General features: G+C 68.4%; 20 protein-coding genes and 1 pseudogene. 15 read left to right on the forward strand and 6 right to left on the reverse strand.

The genetic code is table 11. The features are described from left to right. The first annotated feature begins 76 nt into the window (after nt 1-76). From ACWEO7_RS27985 to ACWEO7_RS28005, 5 genes are all read left to right on the forward strand, one after another. Nucleotides 77-1,273 (forward strand): PucR family transcriptional regulator, encoded by a 1,197-nt coding sequence (locus tag ACWEO7_RS27985; protein ID WP_452427528.1) that lies wholly within the window; start codon nt 77-79, stop codon nt 1,271-1,273. 158 nt (nt 1,274-1,431) lie between these two features. Then, the gene (lpdA, locus tag ACWEO7_RS27990) at nt 1,432-2,883 is read left to right on the forward strand and encodes a dihydrolipoyl dehydrogenase (protein ID WP_452427530.1); all 1,452 of its coding nucleotides are present in this window, start codon (nt 1,432-1,434) and stop codon (nt 2,881-2,883) included. A 10-nt stretch (nt 2,884-2,893) separates the two neighbouring features. Then, nucleotides 2,894-4,060 (forward strand): pyruvate dehydrogenase (acetyl-transferring) E1 component subunit alpha, encoded by a 1,167-nt coding sequence (gene pdhA / locus ACWEO7_RS27995; protein WP_452427532.1) that lies wholly within the window; start codon nt 2,894-2,896, stop codon nt 4,058-4,060. Between the two features lie 19 nt (nt 4,061-4,079). Further along, on the forward strand, nt 4,080-5,063 hold the full coding sequence (locus tag ACWEO7_RS28000) for an alpha-ketoacid dehydrogenase subunit beta (protein WP_452427534.1): 984 nt from the start codon (nt 4,080-4,082) through the stop codon (nt 5,061-5,063). 17 nt (nt 5,064-5,080) lie between these two features. Then, a complete protein-coding gene (locus ACWEO7_RS28005; protein WP_452427536.1) occupies nt 5,081-6,346 on the forward strand; it encodes a dihydrolipoamide acetyltransferase family protein in 1,266 nt (421 codons plus the stop codon). Nucleotides 6,347-6,357: 11 nt separating this feature from the next. Here ACWEO7_RS28005 and ACWEO7_RS28010 read toward each other — a convergent pair whose 3' ends face one another. Both ACWEO7_RS28010 and ACWEO7_RS28015 read right to left on the reverse strand, forming a co-directional pair. Then, nucleotides 6,358-6,831, reverse strand: coding sequence for an iron chaperone (locus ACWEO7_RS28010; protein ID WP_452427538.1), 474 nt, complete (start codon nt 6,829-6,831; stop codon nt 6,358-6,360). A gap of 53 nt (nt 6,832-6,884) precedes the next feature. Then, nucleotides 6,885-7,241: a VOC family protein gene (locus ACWEO7_RS28015; RefSeq protein WP_356964301.1), complete on the reverse strand. Its 357-nt coding sequence runs from the start codon at nt 7,239-7,241 to the stop codon at nt 6,885-6,887. A 218-nt stretch (nt 7,242-7,459) separates the two neighbouring features. Between ACWEO7_RS28015 and ACWEO7_RS28020 the strand changes: the two genes are divergently transcribed. Next, on the forward strand, nt 7,460-10,258 hold the full coding sequence (locus ACWEO7_RS28020; protein WP_452427540.1) for an ATP-binding protein: 2,799 nt from the start codon (nt 7,460-7,462) through the stop codon (nt 10,256-10,258). A gap of 27 nt (nt 10,259-10,285) precedes the next feature. Here ACWEO7_RS28020 and ACWEO7_RS28025 read toward each other — a convergent pair whose 3' ends face one another. Beyond that, a complete protein-coding gene (locus ACWEO7_RS28025; RefSeq protein ID WP_452427542.1) occupies nt 10,286-10,537 on the reverse strand; it encodes a hypothetical protein in 252 nt (83 codons plus the stop codon). Nucleotides 10,538-10,555: 18 nt separating this feature from the next. On the opposite strand from ACWEO7_RS28025, the gene ACWEO7_RS28030 reads away from it, so the two are divergent. Beyond that, nucleotides 10,556-11,212 carry a hypothetical protein gene (locus ACWEO7_RS28030; RefSeq protein WP_452427544.1) on the forward strand — a complete coding sequence of 219 codons (657 nt, stop codon included), beginning with the start codon at nt 10,556-10,558 and terminating at the stop codon, nt 11,210-11,212. Between the two features lie 35 nt (nt 11,213-11,247). Continuing rightward, nucleotides 11,248-11,976: pseudogene (locus ACWEO7_RS28035) on the forward strand (MFS transporter); the annotation flags it as partial. Nucleotides 11,977-12,050: 74 nt separating this feature from the next. Here ACWEO7_RS28035 and ACWEO7_RS28040 read toward each other — a convergent pair. Continuing rightward, on the reverse strand, nt 12,051-13,073 hold the full coding sequence (locus ACWEO7_RS28040; RefSeq protein ID WP_452427546.1) for an ABC transporter substrate-binding protein: 1,023 nt from the start codon (nt 13,071-13,073) through the stop codon (nt 12,051-12,053). Between the two features lie 172 nt (nt 13,074-13,245). Next, nucleotides 13,246-14,751 carry a flavin-containing monooxygenase gene (locus ACWEO7_RS28045; protein WP_452427548.1) on the reverse strand — a complete coding sequence of 502 codons (1,506 nt, stop codon included), beginning with the start codon at nt 14,749-14,751 and terminating at the stop codon, nt 13,246-13,248. Nucleotides 14,752-15,078: 327 nt separating this feature from the next. Between ACWEO7_RS28045 and ACWEO7_RS28050 the strand changes: the two genes are divergently transcribed. The 5 genes from ACWEO7_RS28050 (at nt 15,079) to fabG (ending at nt 20,979) form a co-directional block, all read left to right on the forward strand. After that, nucleotides 15,079-16,224, forward strand: coding sequence for an LLM class flavin-dependent oxidoreductase (locus ACWEO7_RS28050; RefSeq protein WP_452427550.1), 1,146 nt, complete (start codon nt 15,079-15,081; stop codon nt 16,222-16,224). 100 nt (nt 16,225-16,324) lie between these two features. Further along, complete coding sequence (locus ACWEO7_RS28055; RefSeq protein WP_452427552.1) at nt 16,325-17,746, forward strand: amino acid permease; 1,422 nt, start codon at nt 16,325-16,327, stop codon at nt 17,744-17,746. A gap of 342 nt (nt 17,747-18,088) precedes the next feature. Further along, nucleotides 18,089-18,706 carry an HAD family hydrolase gene (locus ACWEO7_RS28060; protein WP_450017040.1) on the forward strand — a complete coding sequence of 206 codons (618 nt, stop codon included), beginning with the start codon at nt 18,089-18,091 and terminating at the stop codon, nt 18,704-18,706. A gap of 357 nt (nt 18,707-19,063) precedes the next feature. Next, entirely contained in the window at nt 19,064-20,212 is a 1,149-nt protein-coding gene (locus tag ACWEO7_RS28065) for an acyl-CoA dehydrogenase family protein (RefSeq protein WP_452427554.1), read from the forward strand. A gap of 14 nt (nt 20,213-20,226) precedes the next feature. Continuing rightward, entirely contained in the window at nt 20,227-20,979 is a 753-nt protein-coding gene (gene fabG, locus ACWEO7_RS28070; RefSeq protein WP_452427555.1) for a 3-oxoacyl-ACP reductase FabG, read from the forward strand. Between the two features lie 78 nt (nt 20,980-21,057). On the opposite strand, the gene ACWEO7_RS28075 is transcribed toward fabG, so the two are convergent. Then, a complete protein-coding gene (locus ACWEO7_RS28075; protein ID WP_452427557.1) occupies nt 21,058-21,777 on the reverse strand; it encodes an SDR family oxidoreductase in 720 nt (239 codons plus the stop codon). A 100-nt stretch (nt 21,778-21,877) separates the two neighbouring features. On the opposite strand from ACWEO7_RS28075, the gene ACWEO7_RS28080 reads away from it, so the two are divergent. Next, nucleotides 21,878-22,735: a helix-turn-helix transcriptional regulator gene (locus ACWEO7_RS28080; RefSeq protein ID WP_452427559.1), complete on the forward strand. Its 858-nt coding sequence runs from the start codon at nt 21,878-21,880 to the stop codon at nt 22,733-22,735. 21 nt (nt 22,736-22,756) lie between these two features. Beyond that, on the forward strand, nt 22,757-23,332 hold the full coding sequence (locus ACWEO7_RS28085) for a class I SAM-dependent methyltransferase (protein WP_452427561.1): 576 nt from the start codon (nt 22,757-22,759) through the stop codon (nt 23,330-23,332). Nucleotides 23,333-23,368 lie beyond the last annotated feature (36 nt).

Below are 23,368 nucleotides of genomic sequence, written 5' to 3' on the forward strand. Positions count from 1 at the left end.
CGACGGGCTATACGGTCTGATAGGCCACCGCTCGCGCAGTCGTGGCGCATGGCAGACGACAAGGAACCCGAGCGACATGTCGATATCGAAGAAGGTGCATCCGGACACTTGCACGCAGGAATTGGTGGCCGCCTGCCGCGCGGAGATCCCCGCGCTGACCGATCGGCTGATCTCGGAGATCTTCACCGAAAACCCCGAATGGACCGATTATTCGCGGGTGCCCCGCGCGGATCTCGTCGACGGCTGCCGCCGGTACGTGACCCGCATCCTCGACCGGTTGGGTGCTCCGACGACCGCGTTCGACGACGATGTCGCCGCGTCCATCGGCCGCCGCCGTGCCGAACAGGGCGTACCGCTGGAAGCCATGTTGCGCACGTTCCGCCTCGGCGGCCGGATCGTCTGGGAGGCCCTGCTCGACCAAGCGGACGATCTCACTCCCGGCGAGATCCGCGCGGCGGGCACCGCGTTGTGGGCCGTGATCGACGGGCTGTCCACGTCGCTGGTCACGTCCTACCGGAATACCGAATTGGAGCAGTTGCGCAGCGACGAACGCCGTCGGCACGCCCTGATCGAGGACCTGCTCGCCGGCCGAGGCAACGACACCACCTTCGCCGCACGCGCCGCACGTGAGTTGAACCTTCCGGCCGGTAGCGACTATCTCGTCGTCGTCACCTGCGGTGCGGGCGAGGCGATGCACACCGGCACCGAAACGGCCTTGGCCGCGGTCGGCATTCGTTCGGTGTGGCACGATCGCGTCGACTCGACGGTCGGGCTCATAGCGGTCGAGCGCCACGCCGTCGCCTCGGTGTTACGACGGATCGAACCGCATGTTCGCGGACGCGCCGGCGCCTCGCCGACCGTCGGCGGCCTGGCCCAAGTCGGCACCGCACACGGCTGGGCACTGCTCACCTTGCAAACCCTGCCCGAGGACGCGACGGGACTCGTGCCGCTGCACGAACGCTTCCAACATGCCCTGTTGCTGCGCTCGACCGACGTGACCGACATGCTGGTCGCCCACACCCTCGGTCCGGTACTCGCACTGCCCACCGCCGAGCGCACGACCTTGCTCGACACGCTCGCGGCATGGTTGGCGCACGACTGCTCGGCGGCCCATGCGGCGACACGGCTGCACTGCCACCGCAATACCGTGATCAACCGCCTCCATCGCGTCTCGACCTTGCTCGGCCGCCCGCTCGAAGGCCAGCGCAGCTATGTGGAACTGTCGTTGGCCTTGGCCGCCCTCGACCTCGTCCGGTCACCGGAGAGAGCCTGATCCGACCTCATCGGATTGGGCGCTGCGCCCAATCCGACGATTGCACTACTGGGCTTCGTGGCAATTGTCTGTGCACTCCGCTACGGCAACACTCGATAGCGATGATTCGCCCCACAACCGGAGGCGGATCGGATCATCGAGGACGAGGAGCACCACGAGTGCCGGATTTCGATCTACTGGTGGTCGGCGGCGGCCCGGGCGGGTACGTCGCCGCCATCCGCGCGGCCCAGCGCGGCCTGCGGGTCGGCTTGGTGGAGAAGGAGCGACCGGGCGGCGTCTGCCTCAATTGGGGCTGCATTCCGACCAAGGCGATGCTGCGGTCCGCCGAGATCTTCCAAACCATCACGGCCGCAGCCGATTTCGGCGTATACGCGGACAACGTGCGCTATGACTTCGCCGCGGTGCGGCAGCGCAAGGACGGCATCGTCAAGCAACTCACCGACGGTGTGGCGAGCCTGCTCGCCGCGAACGGCGTGGCGGTGATCGAGGGACACGCCCGCTTCACCGGCCCGACCAGCGTCGAGGTATTCGAGGCGGGACAATCGCCGATCTTCCCCGGCGGCCCCCGCTACGCCGCCGCTCCGACAGCCACCGCCACCCGGACGATCAGCGCGAGCGACGTGATCATCGCGACCGGATCGGTGCCCGCTCGGCTGCCGATTCCGGGCGCGGACCTGCCGGGCGTCATCACCTCCGACGGCGCGTTCGGGCTGACCGAGGTGCCCGAACGCCTCGTCGTCATCGGTGGCAGCGCGGTCGGCGCGGAATGGGCCAGCCTGTTCGCGAGTTTCGGCAGCCGGGTGACCATCGTCGAACTACAGGACACCCTGGTGCCGCTGGAGGACGCCGACATCGGCGCCGCCCTGGGACGGTCGTTTACCAAGCGTGGCATCACCGTGCTCACCGGCTCGACCGTCGAAACCATCGCGCGAACCGATGCGCTGCGCGTCACCGTCGCGGGCGAGCATGCCGGTGAACTCGACGCGGACGTGGTACTTGTCGGCGTCGGACGTCGTCCCAACACCGCCGATCTCGACCTGGACCGCGCGGGAATCGACACCGACCCGCGGGGCTTCATCCCCGTCGACGAACGGCTGAGCACCGGCGTCGAACACGTCTACGCCATCGGTGACGTCACCGGGCGTGCCCTGCTCGCACACGTCGCCTCGCATCAGGGCCTCACCGCCGCGGACGTGATCGCCGGCCACCCGGCGCACATCGACTACACCGCGATCCCGGCCGCCACCTTCACCCACCCGGAGATCGCGAGCGTCGGGCTCACCGAGGCGAAGGCCCGCGCCGCCGGGCACGACGTCGTCACCGCCCGATTCCCCTTCGCGGCACTCGGCCGGGCCAAGACCTTCGGCGAAACCGATGGCTTCGTCAAAATCATTGCCGGACAGCGTCATCGAGAAGTGCTCGGGGTGCACATCATCGGCCCGTCGGCCAGCGACCTGATCACCGAAGGCGCCTTGGCCATTGCGCTCGAGGCGACCCTCGACGAACTCGCCGACACCATCCACGCCCACCCCACTCTCGGCGAGATCGGCATGGAGGCGGCCATGGCCGGACTCGGACTGCCCGTGCACATCCCGCCCCGGAAGCGTTGAGGAGCCTGCCGTGACCACCAGCACCGCATCCCGCAAACCGAGTCGCAAGACGGCTCGGTCGACGGCCGCACGCACCTCCACGCCGGGCGCGGACGAGCGCAAGAGCGACGCCGCCGAAACCGCACGGACGCAGGACGAGACCGTTCCGGCCGACGCGCGCATCGCCGCGGAGGATCCCGACAGCCTGCGCGGCCTGTACCGCGACATGCTGTTCGTGCGCCGGTTCGAGGAGCGCACCGCCCAGAGCTATCAGCAGGCGAAGATCGGCGGCTACTGCCATCTCAACCTGGGCGAGGAAGCCACCGTGATCGGGCTCGGCGCGGCCATGCGCCCGACCGACTATCTGTTCACCAACTATCGCGAGCACGGTTACGCGCTGGCCAAAGGCATCGAGCCCGGCCGCGTCATGGCGGAACTGTACGGCCGCTCCACCGGCACCTCGAAGGGCTGGGGCGGCTCAATGCACATGTACGACACCGCGACTCGCATGCTGGGCGGTTACGCCATCGTCGGCGGCCAGGTTCCGTTGGCCGTCGGCGCGGCGCTGGCCATCGACTACCGCGGCGAGGACGACGTGGTGGTGTGCCAGATGGGTGAGGGCACGACGAACATCGGCGCGTTCCACGAGTCGCTGAACATCGCGGCCCTGTGGAACCTGCCGGTGGTGTTCCTGGTGATCAACAACCAGACCGGCATGGGCACCACGGTCGAGCGCTCCTCCGCCGAGCCGGATCTGTGGAAGCGCGCCGCCGCCTACCGCATGCGCGGGGAGCGTGTCGACGGCACCGATGTGCTCGCCGTCCGCGATGTGGCCGGTGAGTTGATCGAAACCGCTCGGCGCGAGAAGAAGCCCGCGCTGCTCGAGGCGGTCAGTCACCGTCTCAAAGGGCACTCCGTGGTCGACCCGGCGAAATACCGGACCGAAGAGGCGGTCTCGATCGCCCGCGGCAACGATCCCATCGTGCGCTGGCGCGACGCGCTGCTCGCCGCCGGTGTGCTGGACGATCGATCTGTCGCCACTCTCGAAGCGGAGGTGACGGCCGCGGTCGCCGCCGCGGTCGAATTCGCCGACGCCAGCCCCCATCCGGAGCCGTCGAGCCTGTTCGACTACAACTACGCGACCCCTGTGGCGGGCGATTCGCGTCGCCTGCCCGCCGATCCGCTCTTCACCCATTAAGGACATCACCGTGGCTGTCATGACCTATCGTGAAGCGCTGCGCGAGACACTCCGCGAGGAGATGCGGCGCGACGACGATGTCTTCCTCATCGGGGAGGAGATCGGCATCTTCGAAGGCTCCTACAAGATCACCGCGGGACTGCTGGCCGAATTCGGTGAGAAGCGGGTGCGCGACACTCCCATCGCCGAGGAGGGTTTCGTCGGCGCCGCCATCGGCGCCGCCATGCTCGGACTGCGCCCGGTCGTCGAAATCATGACGATCAATTTCTCGCTGCTGGCGCTGGATCAGATCGTCAACCACGCCGCGAAGATCTACGGCATGTTCGGCGGCCAGACCAGCGTGCCCATGGTCATCCGCACCCCGGGTGGCGGCGGGCAGCAACTGGGCGCGACGCATTCGCAGAATGTGGAGTTGTACTACGCGTTCGTGCCGGGCCTGAAGGTGGTCGCGCCGAGCACTCCGGCCGACGCGCGTGCGCTGCTGAAAGCCGCCATCGAAGACGACGATCCGGTGTTGTTCCTGGAGAACCTGTCGCTGTACAACACCAAAGGCGAAGTGCCGGAAGATCTTCCGAGCGCTCAGATCGGCAAGGCCGCGGTCACGAGAACCGGCTCCGACATCACGCTGATCGGCTACTCGCGAATGGCCACTATCTGCTCCGAGGTCGCCGAGCGACTCGCCGCCGACGGTTACTCGGCCGAAGTCATCGACCTGCGCAGCCTTCGTCCGCTGGACCGCGCCACCCTGATCGAGTCCGTCCGCAAGACCGGCTGCGCCGTGATCGGCGAGGACGACTGGCTCACCTACGGCATCGGCGCAGAGGTCGCGGCCTCCATCTCCGACGGCGCCTTCGACTACCTCGACGCCCCGGTTCGCCGGGTGGCGATGGCCGAGGTGCCGCTGCCCTATGCCAAGCCGCTCGAACGGCTCGCCCTGCCGTCGGCCGATTCGCTGTACACCGCCGCGGTGGAAACCCTTGCGGCAGTGGGCAAGCGACGCTGAAAGACCAGAGGACATTCATGCCCGAAATCACCATGCCCCGCCTCTCCGACACCATGGAGGAAGGCGTCGTCGTCTCCTGGCTCAAGCAGGTGGGCGATCCGGTCGAACAAGGCGAGATCCTCGCCGAGATCGAAACCGACAAAGCTCTCATGGAGCTCGAGGCGTACGACAGCGGCGTGCTCGAGCAGATCCTCGCCGATGAGGGCGCGCGAGTGCCGATCGGAACACCCATCGGCGTCATCGGCGACGGCAGCGGAACTACCGCAAGCGGCCCGAACGGTGGCACGCCCGCCCCGGCCGAGGAGAATTCTCCTGCCGGACACGGTGCGGAGCCGGACACTCGCCCGGTTGCGGCGGTCACGGTGACCGAACCCACCGTCGACTCCCGCGCAACGGTGGAGCGAAAGAAGACGTCGCCGCTGGCGCGCAAGATCGCCGACGAACTCGGCGTCGACATCACCACCCTCGTCGGCACCGGCCCCGGTGGGCGCATCATCCGGCAGGATGTCGAATCCGCCCATCGTGCAGCCGAACTCGATCCGCCGCGGAAAGCCGTCCCCGCTCCCCCGAGCGAGCTTCCCGCTCCGGTCGCAGGCGACTACGAGGAAATTCCGCTGACCACCATCCAGCGTGTCTCGGCCACGCGGCTCACCGAGAGCAACCAACAAGCTCCGCACATCTATCTGACCAACGCGATCGATGTGACCGACCTCTTCGACTTCCGCGCACAGGTCAACGCCACGCTGGCGCAGACAGGTGTGAAGGTCAGCGTCAACGATCTGCTGCTCAAGGCCGTCGCCGTGACGCTGCGGAACAACCCGTCGGTCAATGTCTCCTTCGCGGGCGACAAATTGTTGCGGCACCGTGGCATCAACCTCGGTATGGCGGTCGCGACGCCCGCGGGCCTTCTCGTTCCCGTGCTGCGCGACGCCGATCGCAAGAGCGTGTCCGAGATCGCCGCCGAGAGCAGGGACAAAGCCGAACGCGCCCGCGAGCGAAAGTTGCGGACCGACGAGATGAGCGGCGGCACTTTCACCATCTCCAACCTCGGTATGTTCGGCATCGAGCACTTCACCGCCGTCATCAACCCACCGGAGGCCGCCATCCTGGCCGTCGGCGCGGCCACGGACGAACTGCGTCCGGACGACGGTCGAGTGGTGACCCGCAAGATTCTGCGGGTCACCATGTCCGCCGACCACCGCGCCATCGACGGAGCCGTGGCCGCACAGTTCCTGCAACAGTTGAAGGATCTGCTGGAGCATCCACTCCGCATCGTGACCTGACGCTTCGGCGCTCAGCCGACCGCCTTCCGCACCAGTTCGCCGATCTTCGCCTCCTCGGCGGCGGTCACCTTCGTCAGCGCGAAGTACGTCGGCCACATGGCGCCGTCGTCGAGGGTGGCGATGTCGCTGAAGCCGAGGGTCGCGTACCGCGATTTGAACTTCTCCGCGCTCTGGAAGAAGCAAACGACCTTGCCGTCCTTGGCGTAGGCGGGCATGCCGTACCACAGCTTCGGCGACAGATCCGGAGCGCTGGCTCGGACGACGGCGTGCACCCGCTCGGCCATGACGCGATCGGATTCGGCCATTCCGGCGATCTTCTCGAGCACGTCCTTCTCCCCGTCCGCCTTCGTCGCGCGCGAGCCGCGGCGCGCGGCGGTCTTCAACTCTTGGGCGTGCTCCTTCATCGCGGCGCGTTCCTCGTCGGTGAATCCCACCGCCGTCTTGGCCTTGGCGTTGGTGCGGGTGGCGGACTTCTGCGCGGTCATGAGTGTGTCTCCTTCGTCTCGGACAGGGGTGATTTCGATGGTGGTTCGGGCGCTCATCGGTCCTGGATCAGCCCGAGGACGTGGCCGTCGACGTCGGTGACGGTGGCCACCAGGCGGCCGCCGCCGACATCGTGGGCGGACTCCGCCACAGTGGCGCCCGCGGCGGTCACTTCCGCCAGCTTCGCCTCGATGTCCGGCACGTGCCAGTAGGCCACCGGTGCGGTCATTCCCTGCGGTCCGCCATTCGGCACCAGCCCGATGTGCTGGCCCTCGGCCTCGAAGCCGACGTAGTAAGGCGAGTCGGTCTGCGGCGCCGTGCCGAGCAAAGCGGTGAACAGCGCCTTGGCTGCCGCCAGGTCGGACACGGGATGCAGCACGGTCTTGATTCCCTGGGTGGGAGAGCTGGTCATGATCACTCCTGAACTCGTCGGTCACGTCGTCCCGGTGTGCCGTTCTGTCGGGCGAACCGGGCGTGCTCACAGCATCTCTCCCGGCGGCTGCGACCCACATCCGTGGCGACCACGGAACCGTCCACTGATCGGGCCACCGATCGACTACGGCAGCAATCCGTACCCGGGTAAACAGACCGAGAAGTATGAGAGCGAAGGGATACGGCAGAATCGGTGCCATGGTGGCGACAGTGGAGATCTCGGCTCGGGAAGCCGAGGTGCTGGCGCTGGTGGGGGAACATCTCAGTAACGCCGAGATCGGGGCGAAGCTGTTCATCTCCGTGCGCACCGTGGAGAGCCACGTCTCCTCACTCCTGCGCAAACTGGAGGTGCCCGACCGGCGGGCACTGGCCCAGCGCGCGTCCGCTTCGGTAGGCAACGACCGGCCGCACCCGGCGCCGGTCCTGCCGAGGCCGCTGACTTCCTTCATCGGCCGCGGCCGGGAGCGCGCGGAACTGACCGAGATGATCGGCGAATACCGGCAGGTGACCGCGGTCGGTCCCGGCGGAGTGGGCAAGACCCGGCTTGCGCTGGCCGTCGCGGCGGAGATGGCCGCCGCGTACACCGACGGGGTGTGGTTCGTCGACCTGGTGCCGGTCACCAGCGCGGACACCGGCGTGATCGCCGGTACGGTCGCCCTCGCGCTCGGCCTCGGCGAGCAGCCCGGCCGCGGCATGGACGAGTCGGTGCTCACCGCGCTGGCCGACCGGCACGCCTTGCTGGTGCTCGACAACTGCGAGCACGTGCGCGACGGGGTGGCGCCGTTCATCGAACGACTGCTCGCGACATGTCCGCGATTGACGGTGCTGGCGACCAGCCGGGCCCGGCTGATGGTGCCGTTCGAGCGGGTGTACACAGTCGCGCCGATGTCCTTGGCCGGCGATGGCGACTCGGATGCGGTCCAACTCTTCATGGACCGCGCGGCGGCCGGCGGCTGGCCGCCGAATCACGCCCTTCGCGACCAGGTCGCCGCCTTCTGCGAGCGACTCGATGGTGTGGCGCTGGCGATCGAGTTGGCTGCCGCACGCTGGACGACGCTCGGGCTGGATGGTCTCGAAGCCGGACTGTCGGACCAGCTCCGGATGCTCGCCGGGGGACCGCGCGCCGAGGACCGGCACCGGTCGGTGCGGGCAGCGCTGGACTGGAGCCACGCCTTGCTGGAGCCGGACGATCGAGTGCTGCTGCGTCGGGTGTCGGTCTTCATGGGTGCGTTCACCGTCGAGGCGGCGGCGCAGGTAGCGGCGTCCGAGAAAGCCGTTGTCGCAGACGGATTGGCCCGACTCGCCGAGCAGAGCCTGCTCGCGGTGACGGCATTCCCGAGTGGGACCGGATACCGGGCGCTGGAAACCATCCGCCAGTACGGGACGGAGCAGCTCACGCAGGCCGGTGAACTGGCAGGCACCCGTGCGGGGCACCTCCGCTGGTGCCTGGCCGAGGCCGCCGAGCTGACGGTGGTGAAAGCGGACTGGCGGGCACGATTCGATGCGGTGGCCGACGACTTCCGCGCCGCGATGGCGTGGGCGGGCGATCAGCCGGAGCACCGCGCGGATGCCTTCCGCTTCGCCCAGCATCTGGGGCGACTGTGCTTCACCCGCAATCTGATCGGTGAGTCCCAGATGCGCTACGAGCAGGCGGCCGCGCTCGCCGACGACCCGTCCGCCGCCGCCTCGATGCTGCGCCATGCCGCTGCCGCGGCCGGATGTCAGATGCGGGGCGACGATATGCACCGCCTGCACCGCGCGGCCGCGGAGGCGGCCCTCAGGTCCGGCGACTCCGCCGGCGCCGCCCGCGACCTAGCGACCGCCGCTGCCAACGGCTACCGGTTCGCGAGTAAGTTCGTCCGGCCCCTGGCACCGGAGGAAGCCGTCGCGCTCATCACCGAGGCGCGGCAGCTCGCCGGTGCTGACCCGGCCGCCAAGGCCGCCGTGGCGCTGGCCGAAGCCGGACGAGCGCTCACCGATGCCCTCACCGGCCCACAGTCATCCGACGACCTCGTGCCCGAGACCATCGCGCGCGCCGAACGTGCCGTCGAACTCGCCAGGCGCACAGGTGATCCGCTCGCGGAGTCCGCCGCGCTCGACACACTCGCCGGTGCGCACAGCATGGCCGGTGACACCTTCGCCGCAGCAGCCGTCGCGCGCAGCCGAATGGTGTTGCTGAAGTCCGCTCCGCATACCCCGGCCGGTACCCATGAGCTGATCGACGCGCTCGGCGAGGCCGCCGAGGCCGGACTCGGCGCGGGTGATCTGCTGGGCGCGCGCCGATGGGCGCAGCAGCTCGCGGATCATCCGTTGCTCGCCGAGGTCGGACATCGCGCGACGAGCTGGCTGCTGGTGACCGACACGCTGGCGGGCAACGTCGAGGGGGTTCGCACCAACAGCATCCGGTTCCTGGAGTCGTGGCATCGGGTCGGCGATCCCGTCAAGTCGGTCCTCGGTCCGGCGGTAGCGGGCGTGGCGATGATCCACGACCTACGCGGCGACGATGACGCTCGGGCCGAATGGGACGCTGTCACAAGCCAACTCGGCACGTCACCAGCGCACACCCACGGCTACGGCGCGGTCTTCGATGCACTCGCCCTGCTCCACCGTGGTCAGGTGAACGAGGCGCTGGAACGGACGGCATCCGAGCCTGGCGAGGTGTGGCGATGGGTCACGTGGATCTGGCTGCATTGGTATGTGGCGCTGCGCGCCGAAGCCGCCGTGCTCGCCGAGGCGCCCGATGCCGCCGATCGCCTCGCCGAGGCAAGGACCGTCGTCGCCGGAAATCCCCTCGCCGGGGCCATCGTGGAGCGCGCCGCGGCACTGCATGCCGGTGACCTGGAACGGCTGCTTGCCACGGCGGCCGCGTTCGACGCCGCCGGTTGCCGTTACCAGTCGGCGCGCACCAGGGTGCTGGCCGGTGGCGAGCATGCCGCACGCGGCGCGGCCGCGCTCGCCGAACTCGGCCTCGCCCCGATGGCGCCTATCGCTTTGTGAACCGCCGTCTGCGCTGGCTCGCGCCTACTACTCCCGTCTCGACCAGCGACGGAACAACCGCCGGACACGCTCGCTGAGCCCCAGCGCGGGCTGTGGCTGCGCACGGACGGTTTCGACGTTCGCCGCGGCCGACGCCGCCTGGGCCAATCGCGCGTGCAGTTGTTCGCGCACCTGGTCCGGGGTGTAGGCACGGCGGCGGCGCTCGGCGCGCACCACCACGACACCGGTGGCGACCACACCGGCCACACCCGCCAATCCCACTGCCTTCCACCACCTCATACCGCATAGGCTACGACCATGACGGGGACGGGCATCGATCTCGACCGAGCGGTCGAGGTCACCAGGACGGGTGACATCTGGCTTTTCCGTGGCAATTCCACAGCCGACCGGGTGATTCGCATGACGACGAACAGTCCGGTGAACCATGTCGGGATGTCCGTCGTGATCGATGACCTGCCCGCGCTGATCTGGCACGCGGAGCTCGGACGATCACTCACCGACATGTGGTCGGGAACCGCGCACCGTGGCGCCCAATTGCACAATCTGCGCGACGCCGTGCTGGTCTGGGCACACCGCTACGGTCAGCAGGCATGGTTGCGCCAGTTGAACCCTCCCGCCACCCGCGCCATGGAGGACGGCGCGCTGCGCGCCATCGCCCGGCTCGACGGCACTCCGTTCCCCTCCACCGCGGGCTTGGCGGGGCGCTGGCTCCGCGGTCGTGCGCGTCTGCCCCGCAGGAAGACGAGTGGATCGACCGCTCGCGAGCTGGAGAACGCGTACTGTGCCGAAATCGTCGCCGCCACATACCAAGCGATGGGCCTGCTGCCCGAGCGCCGTAGTCCCGACTGGTACGACCCGGGCCGATTCTGGAGCGGAGACCGACTGCAACTATCCGGCGACTACGCATTGAGCGGCGAAATAGCCGTACGGACACCGGTTCGCACGGATTCCTGACGCGCACGCGAGAGCGGGACCCGGCGGTCACCGGCCTCGGCACGCGCGGTGGATTCGTCGTCCAGTTGATCGCCATCGCGATCGCCGGATGGCTGATGGCCCGGCTGCCGGACCCACAGACCTCGGCCGCCGGAGCGATACCGAAACCGCCGCTGTCCCCGGTCGAGATCACGCGAGCACATCGCGCGCTGTTGCTGACGCTGGGAGCCGGGTCGCTGTTGATGGGTGCGGCGCGTTCGTCACGGGAAGCCGTACTGCCGCTCTGGGCCGATCATCTCGGCGTCGACGCTGCTACCGCGAGCCTGATCTTCGGCATCGGGGCGGCTCTCGATGTACTGTGCGCCTATCCCGCAGGCCATTTGATGGACCGGTACGGCAGGAGATTCATCGCCGTGCCGTCGTTGGTCATCCTGGCCGTCGCGTATTTGTCGGTGCCGCTGACCGATTCGGCGCTCACACTCGGCATCGCGGCGATCGTCATGGGAATCGGCAACGGCATCGGGAACGGTGTCATCATGACCATCGGCGCCGATATCGCGCCCGCCGCAGGCCGTCCCGAGTTCCTCGCCGCCTGGCGGCTCACCCATGACGGCGGATTCTTCGTGGGGCCCTTGGTGATCAGCGGACTGGCGGCGATAGGTCCACTGGCCGTGGCGGTCCTCGCCATCGGAGGTGTGTCGGCGCTCGGCGCCGGGGTGATGGCTCGATGCATTCCGATGTATATCCCTTGGCCCAAACCGAGCTATCGCGCAGTTCAGCCGTAGTTACCGTTCCCCGCCGACCGAATGAGGACGACGGATCGGGCTCGCGCGCAACGAAGCCCGATCCGTCGCATGCGTTACTTCGGAGCCTGCGAGTTGTACTTGTTGGTGTAGAACTTCGACGGCTCGAACGAGCCGGTGATGGCGCCGGTATCCCGCAACCAATCCTCCCAGCGCACGAAGTCGGCGTCGACGATCGCGCCGTTGACGGCAGGCACTCCGACCGAAAGCCAGTACTTCACCGACGAGGCGTCCTCCCCCGAACGCTTTCGCTTCTCGATGATTTCGGTGAACTTCGCGACCACCTGGTCACGAGGAGTCGTCTTCTGCCATTCGATCGCCTTGGCGACCCCGTCGACGAATGCCCGGACACTGTCGGGTTTCTTGGCGATGAAGTCGTTGCGGAACACGTACTGGCCGCCGTTGAAGGGGCCGAACTCCTCGTAGTCGGTGAAGACCGGACGAAGACCTCCATTGGCGACCGCGCGCTGCTGGAATTGTCCGCTCAGAGCGGCCACGTCGACCTGGCCGCGCCGCACGGCGTCCTCGGTATTCGGCGGGGGCAACACCACCAGCTGAACCGATTTGATCTGCTGCTCGTTGAAACCGGCCTTCTTCAGCGCCGTGTGGATGTCCGCCTCGGACTGACCACCCAGGGTGTTCACCCCGATCTTTTTGTCCAGCAGATCCTTCGGAGTTCTGATCGGACTGTTCTCGGGAACATAGAATCCGGTGAACGTCTTCTCATCGGATCCGTAGTAGTTCACCACCGCGGTGATCGGCGCACCGCCCTGCGCCAGTTTCGCGACCGCGCCGCCGAACGCACCCCCGAAGTCGACCTGACCGGTCGCCGCCGATTGGATGTCCTGCGGACCGCTGATGGTGTTGCCCTGCCATTCGAGTTTCACTTTGCCTTCGAAGAAGCCGAGATCCTCCGCGAGCTCGGGAAGGACGACTTGCGAGGCCCAGCCTTGATACCGCAGGACCGGCACACCGCCGGAGGTACGCACCTCCCCGCCACCGCATGCGGTCGAAAGCAGTGCCAAAGTTGTGGCGACTACCGCGCCTACCAGAAACTTGCTGCGCGTGATCACGCTCATGCTCTCCCTCATCACACCGGCCGACGCACCGTCGCGTCGCAGTGCAGCGATCGTTGAGCATTCGCTGTTTCGCGTCCATGGTTGTCTTCGGCGAGATTCGAAAAGGCCACGGCGGATTCGTCCGCGACGGGCACCTCGTCGTGGCCCGCCGCGGTGCGGCGCACGCAGGCGGTCAGGCGCTGCGCGTACCTTCCAGCGGCCGTGTGGCGGTCGACTTCTCGGTCCGGCTGAAGGTCAGCACCCCGTCTTCGAGCGCGCCCTTGCGCAGCAGCTTGCGATCGCGGAAGTAGTTGTTGATCACCTGCCACGGGCCATTGGTGCCCTGCCGCGGCATCACCGCGTCGCCGCGCCGGATGTAGCCGGAGGTCAGCGCCCCGCCCATCACCGAGTCGGCGCCTCGGTCGCGCTCGGTGGCGACGGCCTCGACCCGGGTGAAACCGTTCTTCTTCATGTGGTTGAGCACCCGGCAGAAGTACTCGGCCGCCAAGTCCGCTTTCAACGTCCAGGACGCGTTGGTGTAGCCGAGCACCATCATCGCGTTCGGCACGCTGTCGAGCATGGCCCCCTTGTAGACCACCCGGTCGCGGGTGACCACCGGCTCGCCGTCGATCTCCAGAGTCATGCCGCCGAGCATCTGCACGCTCAGGCCGGTGGCGCTGATGACCAGATCGGCGGGCAGTTCCGCACCGGAGGCCAAGCGGATGCCGGTCTCGGTGAAGGTCGCGATGCGGTCGGTGACGATGGAAGCCTTGCCGCTGCGCAGCACCTTGAACAGGTCGCCGTTGGGCACCACACACAGCCGCTGGTCCCACGGGTTGTAGCTCGGCGTGAAATGCCGCATGTCGATACCGGGGCCGACCTGCATCCGCACGGCGGCCAGCAGCAGCTTCTTCGCCGCCTCCGGGTTGGTGCGGGAGAGTTGGAAGCTCGCGCGCTGCACGGCGATATTGCGGGCCCGGCCGATCCGGTAGGCGAGCTTCTCGGGTACCTTGGCGGCCTTCATCCCCACCGCGACCGGGTCGTCGGCGGGCAGCGCGGTGATATACGTGGGCGAGCGCTGCAGCATGGTGACGTGCGCCGCCGCGTCGCTCATGGCCGGGATCAGAGTGATCGCGGTGGCGCCGGAGCCGATCACCACCACCCTCTTACCTGCGTAGTCGAGGTCTTCCGGCCAGTGCTGGGGATGCACGATGCGCCCGCCGAAGTTCTCCTCACCGGGGAACTGCGGACGGTAGCCGTTGTCGTAGTCGTAGTAGCCGGTGCAGCCGACCAGGAAGTCGCTGGTGTAGACCTCGGTCTCGCCGGTCTGCTCGTCGAGCGCCTCGACCGTCCAGGTGGCTGTCTCGCTCGACCAGCGGGCCGTGGTGACCTTGCGACCGAACCGGATGTGCTCGGTGACGCCGTACTCGGCCGCCGTCTCCTCGATGTAATGGCGGATGTGCGGGCCGTCGGCGAGGACCTTGGTGCCGTTCCACGGGCGGAAGCCGTAGCCGAAGGTGTACATGTCGGAATCGGAGCGGATGCCGGGGTAACGGAACAGATCCCAGGTGCCGCCGACGGCGTGCCTGCGTTCCAGGATCGCGTAACTGCGTCCTGTCTGCTCTTTGGTGAGATGGCAGGCCATGCCGATTCCGGACAGGCCAGCGCCGATGATCAATACGTCGACATGCCGCGTCATTGAGGTACTCGTTTCGTCCGGTCCGCCTCGCACACCTGAGGGTGCGTGCTGAGGCCAGATTACGTGTTATTCGTGGTTACGTCTAGTCACGAATAGTGACACGTACCGAGACCGGAATAAAAACCGGCTTGGTTTCAAATCGTGACCTGAGCCGGCGGAGCGCCCAGCATGGATCACTGCGGCGCGCCCACAAGGCGCACCGCCTGATCTGTCCCACCCGAGGTGCCGCGGGGCCGTCATGACCGCGACACCGGTTCGGGTCGCTTCGCGTGCGCGCTGGTCACCGCGGTGGCTCGGCCGCGGTCTCCGGAAGGGAGTTGGCTCAGCATGAGTCTGTCGTTCCACTGGTTCCTCCCCACTTACGGCGATTCCCGCGGACTGGTCGCGGGCGGGCACGGCACCTTCATGTCCGGTGACCGCCCGGCCGGCCTGCGGTATCTGAACCAGATCGGCGCCGCCGCCGAGGACAACGGGTTCGAGGCCGTGCTCACCCCCACCGGCGCGTGGTGCGAGGACGCCTGGCTGACCACCGCGATGATGGTGGAGACCACCGAGACGCTGAAGTTCCTGGTGGCATTCCGCCCCGGGCTGGTCAGCCCGACGCTCGCGGCACAGATGGCGGCCACCTTCCAGCGGCATTCCAGGGGCAGGCTGCTGCTCAACGTGGTGACCGGTGGCGAGCCGCACGAGCAACAGGCCTACGGCGACTTCTTGGACAAGTCCCAGCGCTACGCGCGCACCGGCGAATTCCTGCACGTAGTACGGGAACTGTGGACCTCCACCGAGCCGGTGACGTTCGAAGGCGAACACATCCGAGTCGAGCAGGCACTGCTGAGCAATCGACCGGACCCGGTGCCGCCGGTGTTCTTCGGCGGTTCCTCCGAACCCGCGGGCCCGATCGCGGCCCGCTACAGCGACACCTACCTGACCTGGGGCGAGCCGCTGCTCGCGGTGAGCAGGAAGCTGGAATGGATCCGCCGTCTGGCGGTGGACCACGGACGCGTCCTCGACTACGGCCTGCGCATCCACGTGATCAGCCGTGACACCTCCGAGCAGGCCTGGGCCGAGGCCGACCGGCTGCTGGCCGGCATCGACCCCGCCGACATCGAGCGGGTGCAGGCGAACCTGGCGCGCAGTGAATCCGAAGGCCAGCGGCGCATGCTGGAACTGCACGGCGGCAGCACCGAACGGCTGGAGATCGCGCCCAACCTCTGGGCGGGCGTCGGCCTGGTCCGCGGCGGCGCGGGCACCGCACTGGTCGGCTCGCATGCCGAAGTCGCCGAACGGCTGGCCGAATACGCACGCCTGGGCATCACCCACTTCATCCTCTCCGGCTATCCGCACTTGGAAGAGGCGTACTGGTTCGGCGAAGGCGTGCTGCCGATCCTGGAGCGCAAAGGCCTGTGGCGGCATCCCAACCGCACCGAGCACATCGCCGCCGCGACGCCCTTCGCGACGTCATCCGGCAGCTGAGGGCAACACCCCAGTTATTCCCACGCGCTGCTACGCGGCGAGAATGGTCTATCTGTCCGGCACACCGGCCGCGATCGATCGACCGTTTCTCGAGGGAGTCATGACCACCGCATCTGCCCGGCGATGGCGCCGCCGCCTGCCCGACACCGCGACCGAGGCGGGCGCGCCCACGCTGGCGCGCAGGCTCGGTCGGCTCGATCTCACCGCCATGGGAGTCGGCACCATCGTCGGCGCCGGGATCTTCGTCATCACCGGCGTGGCGGCCGCGGAGAAGGCCGGGCCCGCCATCATGCTGTCGTTCGCCTTGGCCGGAACGGTGTGCGTGCTGGTGGCGCTGTGCTACAGCGAACTCGCGGCCATGGTGCCGGTCTCCGGCAGCGCCTACACCTATACCTACGCGACCCTTGGCGAGGCTCCGGCGTTCCTGGTCGGTTGGAACCTCCTGTTGGAATTCGTCATCGCGGGCGCCGCGGTGGCGATCGGCTGGTCCGCGACCACGGTGTCCGCGCTCGACTCACTGTTCGGCATCACCGTCCCGCACGCACTCGTCGCGGGGCCCGGAGAAGGCGGCGTGGTGAATTTGCCCGCCGTACTGATCGTCGCCGCCGTCGTCGCGGTGCTGGTGGGTGAGGTGACGTTCACCGCGCGCATCACCAAGGCGCTGGTCGCGGTGACCATCGGCGTGCTGGTGCTGGTAATCGCCGTCGGCGCCCCGCACGTGAGCGTGGACAACTGGACGCCGTTCGCGCCGTTCGGGGTCGGCGGGATCATCGGCGGCGCCGCGATCGCGTTCTTCGCCTTCCTCGGTTTCGACGTGGTCGCCGCGTCGGCGGAGGAGGCGCGCAACCCGCGCCGCGACGTACCGTTCGCCATCATCGGCACGGTGCTCATCGCCACCGTGCTCTACGCCCTGGTCAGCGCCGTGCTCACCGGCATGGTGCCGTTCGCGACGCTGAACAACAGCGCGCCCATCGCCACCGCGTTCGGCGCGGTGCGCATCGGCTGGATCGGCGACGTCATCGTGATCGCCTCCATCATCGCGCTGACCAAGGGCTTGCTGCTGATCGTGTACGCGCAGGTGCGGTTGATGTTCGCGATGTGCCGCGACCGGCTGCTGCCGTACTCCCTCGCGGCGACCGGCAAACGCGCCACTCCGGTGCGGCTGACTTTGCTGTTGGGAGCGCTGAGCGCGATGATCGCGGGCCTGCTGCCGATCGACATCGTGGTCGAACTGGTGAACATCGGCGCGCTGTCGGCGTTCGCGGTGGTGTGCGTTGGCGTGCTGGTGCTGCGCCGGGCGGAGCCCGAGCGCGAGCGTCCGTTCCGCACACCGCTGGTGCCCGTGGTTCCCGTGCTCGCGCTGATCGGCTGCGTGCTGCTCGCGACCACGCTCAACGCGCTGACCTGGGTGCGGTTCGGCGTGTGGGTACTGGTCGGCATCGCGGTCTACCTCGGATACGGACGCAAGCGCTCCACCCTCGCCGAACCGCGCCTCGACGCCACTCCGCCGACCGGCTCCTGACTCACCCCGCCACGAAGAACAGTCCGGCGATCTGTTCCGCTGCACCACGGAGCGGAACGGGGCACTGAGCGGAATAGATCGGATGGAGATCAGCCCGATCAGCGGCTACGCAAGCGCGCGGCGCCGCCGCACTACACCTGACGCGGATTTGCATTCGCTGCCGTAATGCCAAGCAGCACAGCTTGTTACGTGGCATCGAGTGCATCGGCGGTTCCACGTGGATCATGGCGGCTGCCGCCGTCATCCGACCCAGGTCGGACGATCCCACCACTCGCCCCGCCGAGTTGTGAATCACAACAGCCGGACCGGCACGCCGCCGCGCGGGCGATTAGGGTCGATCAGGTGACCTGGACCGTGGGCTTCGACCTGGACATGACGCTGATCGACTCGCGGCCTGGCGTCGCCAGGGCCATCGACCTGCTCGGCGTCGAGTTCGATCTGCCGCTGTGCGGGACGACCTTCGCCGATCGGCTCGGCCCGCCGCTGGCCACCCTGCTCGTCGAAGCGGGCGCGCCGGAGGATCTCGTTCCGGCCCTGGTGACTCGCTACCGTGCGCTCTATCCGACGATCGTCTCGAGCATTCCCCCGATGCCGGGTGCGCAGGCCGCGCTCGCGGCCGTCGAGGCCCGCGACGGACGAGTCGTCGTGGTCACCGGCAAGCACGCTCCGCTGGCACAGTTGCACATCGCCGAACTCGGTTGGCGCGTCGATCATCTCGCCGGCGACCTCTGGTCGGCGGGCAAGGCGGCGACGCTGCGCGAGCAGGGCGCGAACCTGTTCGTCGGCGACCACGTCGGCGACATGAACGGCGCGCGCGCCGCGGACGTCTTCGCGGTCGGCGTCAGCACCGGGCCGTGCACGGCCGAGGAACTGCGCGCGGCGGGCGCGGACGTGGTGCTGACCGACCTCACCGAGTTCCCCGCCTGGCTCGCGACGGAATTCGGAGCGGTCACCGCCTGACCGTGGCCGATGATCACACCGTCGACCGACCTGCCCATCAAGATTCCCCGTCGCTGTGCCCGAACTGTCAGGAAGCACCGGGCTGTTCAAGTTGATCAGCTTCTCCTACTTTCGGTGCGCTGTCGGCTGGCACAGCGTTCTTGCAGGGCGAAACCATGACAGATCCCGACCTCACCGGGTTCCCCGCCCGGCTCGCGAGCGAGCGCGGGCGGCCACCGCCTGACCGCGACCGGCACCCCGCCCACATCCGCCGAAGCCGACCGTGCGCGCATCACGGAGCAGCGCTCGGTTCAGGGCTCGGAGACATGTGACGCAGAAAACTTGCGTCGCTAGTTTAACTCTCCTAGCCTACCGACCATGAACCTCGAACTGTCCGGCGAGCAGAAGGCGGCGCGGCAGCTCGCGGCCGATTTCGTCGACCGGGAGATCACACCGCACGCCGCACGGTGGGATCGCGACGAACAGGTGGACCGGTCGATCGTCGCCCGGCTCGGCGAACTGGGTTTTCTCGGGCTCACCATCCCCGAGCAGTACGGCGGCAGCGGGGGTGACCACCTCACGTATTGCCTGGTCCTGGAGGAACTGGGGCGCGGCGACTCGTCCGTGCGCGGCATCGTCTCGGTCTCGCTCGGCCTGGTCGCCAAGTCGATTCACCACTTCGGCACCGAAGAGCAGAAGCAGACCTGGCTCACGCGGCTGGTCGCCGGCGAGGCGCTGGGCTGTTTCGCGCTCACCGAGCCAGGTACCGGATCCGACGCCGCGCAATTGCGTACCCGCGCGGTGCGTGACGGCTCGGACTGGGTGCTGTCGGGCACGAAAATGTTCATCACCAACGGCACCTGGGCCGATGTGGCGCTCGTGTTCGCCCGTACCGGCGGCGAAGGACATCGGGGGATCAGCGCGTTCCTGGTGCCGACCGACTCCCCCGGCTTCAGTGCCCGGGAGATCCACGGCAAGCTCGGGCTGCGTGGACAGGCCACCGCCGAACTCGCGCTGGACGGCGTGCGCGTGCCCGACAGCGCCCGCCTGCACGCCGAGGGCAAAGGCTTCACCGTGGCGATGGCGGCGCTGGCCAAGGGCCGCATGTCGGTTGCGGCGGGTTGCGTCGGGCTGGCCAAGGCGTGCTTGGACGCCGCCGTCGGCTACGCCACTCAACGGGAACAGTTCGGCAAGCCGATAGCGGCCCATCAGCTCGTGCAGGAACTGCTCGCCGACATCGCGCTGGACGTCGAGGCGGCGCGGCTGCTGGTGTGGCGGGTCGCCGATCTCGTCGACCGCGGCGAGGAATTCGCGCTGGCGTCGTCGCAGGCGAAGCTGTTCGCTTCCGAGGCCGCGGTCCGCGCGGCCGATCGCGCGGTGCAGGTGTTCGGCGGCTACGGCTACATCGATGAGTTCCCCGTCGGCAAGTATCTGCGCGACGCCAAGGTGATGACCCTCTACGAGGGCACGAGCCAGATCCAGAAACTGCTCATCGGCCGCGCGCTGACCGGCGTCCCCGCGTTCTGACAGGAGTACCTCCGATGCACCGCTTCACCGACCGGATCGCCGTCGTCACCGGCGCGGCTCGAGGCATCGGCGCCGCGACCGCGCTGCGCCTCGCCGCCGAGGGCGCCGCCGTTGCCGTACTCGACCGCAACGATCCCGAGGAGACCGCCGCACGGATCACCGCGGCGGGCGGCGTGGCGCGCGGTTACGTTTGCGATGTCACCGACCGCACGTCGGTGCAAACCGTATTCGACCGTGTCGCAACCGATCTGGGCAGCCCGCAGATCCTGGTGAACAACGCGGGCATCACGCGCGACGACCTGTTCTTCCGCTTGGCCGAGGAAGACTGGAACGCGGTACTCGCGGTCAATCTGACCGGCGCGTACCACTGCGCCCAGATCGCGCAGACGTTCATGGTGGCCCAGCGGTACGGCAGGATCGTGTCGCTGTCGAGCCGGTCGGCGCTCGGCAATCGCGGCCAGGCCAACTACGCCGCCGCCAAGGCAGGCATCCAGGGGCTCACCGCGACGCTCGCGCTCGAACTGGGGCCCTACAACATCACGGTGAACGCGGTGGCGCCCGGCTACATCGCCACCGCCATGACCGCCGCCACCGCCGACCGGGTCGGTGTGACGGCCGAAGACCACCAGAAGGCCGCCGCGGACCGTACGCCGTTGGGACGGGTGGGACAGCCCGAAGAAGTCGCGGCGGTCATCGCGTTCCTCGCCAGCGACGAGGCGAGCTACGTCAGCGGCCAGACGCTGTATGTCAACGGAGGCGCCCGCTGACCTGCGCGAGCCCTGACCGAGGCACCCATCGGCCCGCACCTTCTGGACTTCGCGTCGGTAGCCCGTCCCGTCGTCGGCTCACCACGGGACCGGCCCGGTACGGTCGAAGAAACCGCCGGTCGGTCCGTCCGGCGGGAGCGTCGCCAGCCGCACGATCGCGTCGGTCCCTTCGGTGACGGTCTGGAAGCCGGAGTGACCGTTCAGATCCGTCGCGGTGTAGCCGGGGTCGGCCGCGTTGACCTGGATGCCGGGAAGCGCGCGGGCGTACTGCGAGGTGATCATGTTCAGCGCCGTCTTCGACGTCGGATACGGCAGGCCGAGCAACGTGGATTCGATGCGGGCCGGGTCGGAGGTCCGCGCCAGTGAACCGATACCGCTGGACACCATCACGATCCGCGGTTGCTCGGCGGCACGCAGCAGCGGCAGGAACGCGTTCGTCACCTGCACCGGACCGAAGACATTGGTTTCGAACACCGCGCGCATGTCCGCGGCCTCGACTTGATCCGGCAGCTTCCGGGTCCCTCCGATACCCGCGTTGTTGATCAGCACGTCCAGCCGCGCGGTGCGCTGCCGGAGCTGCTCGACCGCAGCCGCGATCGATGCCGCAGAGGTGACGTCGAGCGGGATGAACTCGACCGGCGCCCCCGTCGCGGTCAGCTCCGCCGCAGCCGCCTCCCCCAGCTTCTCGTCCCGCGCGGCCAGGAATACCCGCCAGCCCAAACCCGCCAATCTGCGGACGGTTTCGCGTCCCAAACCCTTGTTCGCCCCGGTCACCAGGGCCGTAGTCGTGTCGTTCACGGTGCCAGCGTCACGTGTCCGGCGCCTCGGCACCAGGGCTGCCAACTCCTGGGAGCAGCGATCCCACCCCGGCGCCGACCGGCTGCGGCATGATCGGGATGTGGATCGAACCGAGCTGGCCGCGTTGCTCCGGCAGGCGCGCGAGCGAGTGCGTCCGGTGGACGTCGGGCTGCCCGCGGGCTCGCGCAGGCAGGTGCCGGGACTGCGGCGCGAGGAGGTCGCCCAGCTCGCCGGCGTCAGCGTGGACTACGTGGTGCGGCTGGAACAGGGGCGCGGTCCCCGTCCGTCCAGCTCGGTGCTGGCCGCGCTGGCCCGCGCGTTGCGGCTCAACGACGAGGACCGCACGCTGCTGTTCCAGTTCGCGGGCGCGGCGCCTCCGCAGGAGGGCCGCATCGACATGGTGGTGCGGCCCAGCGTCTTGCGTCTGCTGGACCGGATGGCGGATCTGCCCGCGCTGGTGCTGTCGGCGAAAGCTGATCTGCTGGCTTGGAATCCGATGGCGACCGCGCTGCTCGGCGATTTCTCCGTGTGGCCGCCCACCCAGCGCAACATCATCTGGCAGCGTTTCCTGGGCACCGAACCCGGACGGGTGATGATGACACCCGCCGAGGCCGACAATGCCGCGGCGTTCTCGGTCGCCAGCCTGCGCAGCGCCCGCGCGCGCTACCCCGATGATCCCGGCCTCCTACGCCTGGTCTCCGAACTGCGCTCCCGCAGTCCACGATTCGAGCAACTGTGGAACGCACGGCGGTCAGGGCAGTGGCGCAGCGCGACGAAGACGATCGATCACCCGGACCTGGGCTCGTTGCGGCTGGACTGCGACACCCTGCTCGTCCCGGACACCGACCAAGCCGTCGTCGTCTATTCGGCGGCGCCCGGAAGCCGGGAAGCGTCGGCCCTGGAGTTGCTGCGGGTGACCGGTGTCCAGCGGTTCACGGTGACGGAGCCCAACGGCTAGCCACCGCCTTACGATGACAGCGTGCGCGACGATCCCTACTGGAATCACAACACCCGCTACCACCCCTGGCTGTTGAAGCAGGTGCCACTCTCCGCGCGCACCGCCCTCGACATCGGCTGCGGGGACGGGCTGCTGGCGGGCAAACTGGCCGGACGCGGGCTGGCGGTCACCGGGATCGACGTCGACCCGGACGTCATCGCCGCAGCCCCCGCGACGACGGGCGTGTCGCTCGAACAGGCCGACTTCCTCGACTACGCGGGGTCTTTCGATGTCGTCACCACCGTGGCCACGCTGCATCATGTTTCGCTGCGGGCGGGGCTCATGGCACTGCGCGACCTGGTCGCGCCCGGCGGCGTGCTCGCCGTGGTCGGGTTGTGGAAGATGACGCCGCGCACGGACTTCCACTACTTCCCGCTGGTGCCGCTCATCCGGGCGATGGACCTCGCCCACCGCGTCTCCTGGCCGAGTGCGCGAACGCGCGACCCAGTAGACGGATACGCCGAGATCCGCTCCGCCGCAGCGGAACTCCTACCCGGAGCGCGCGTGCGGCGGCGGCTCATGTGGCGTTACACACTGCTGTGGCACAAACCCGCATGATCGTTCATCGCGAGGACGCACCCGGCTAGAGTCGTG

Source organism: Nocardia sp. NPDC004260 (assembly GCF_053603155.1).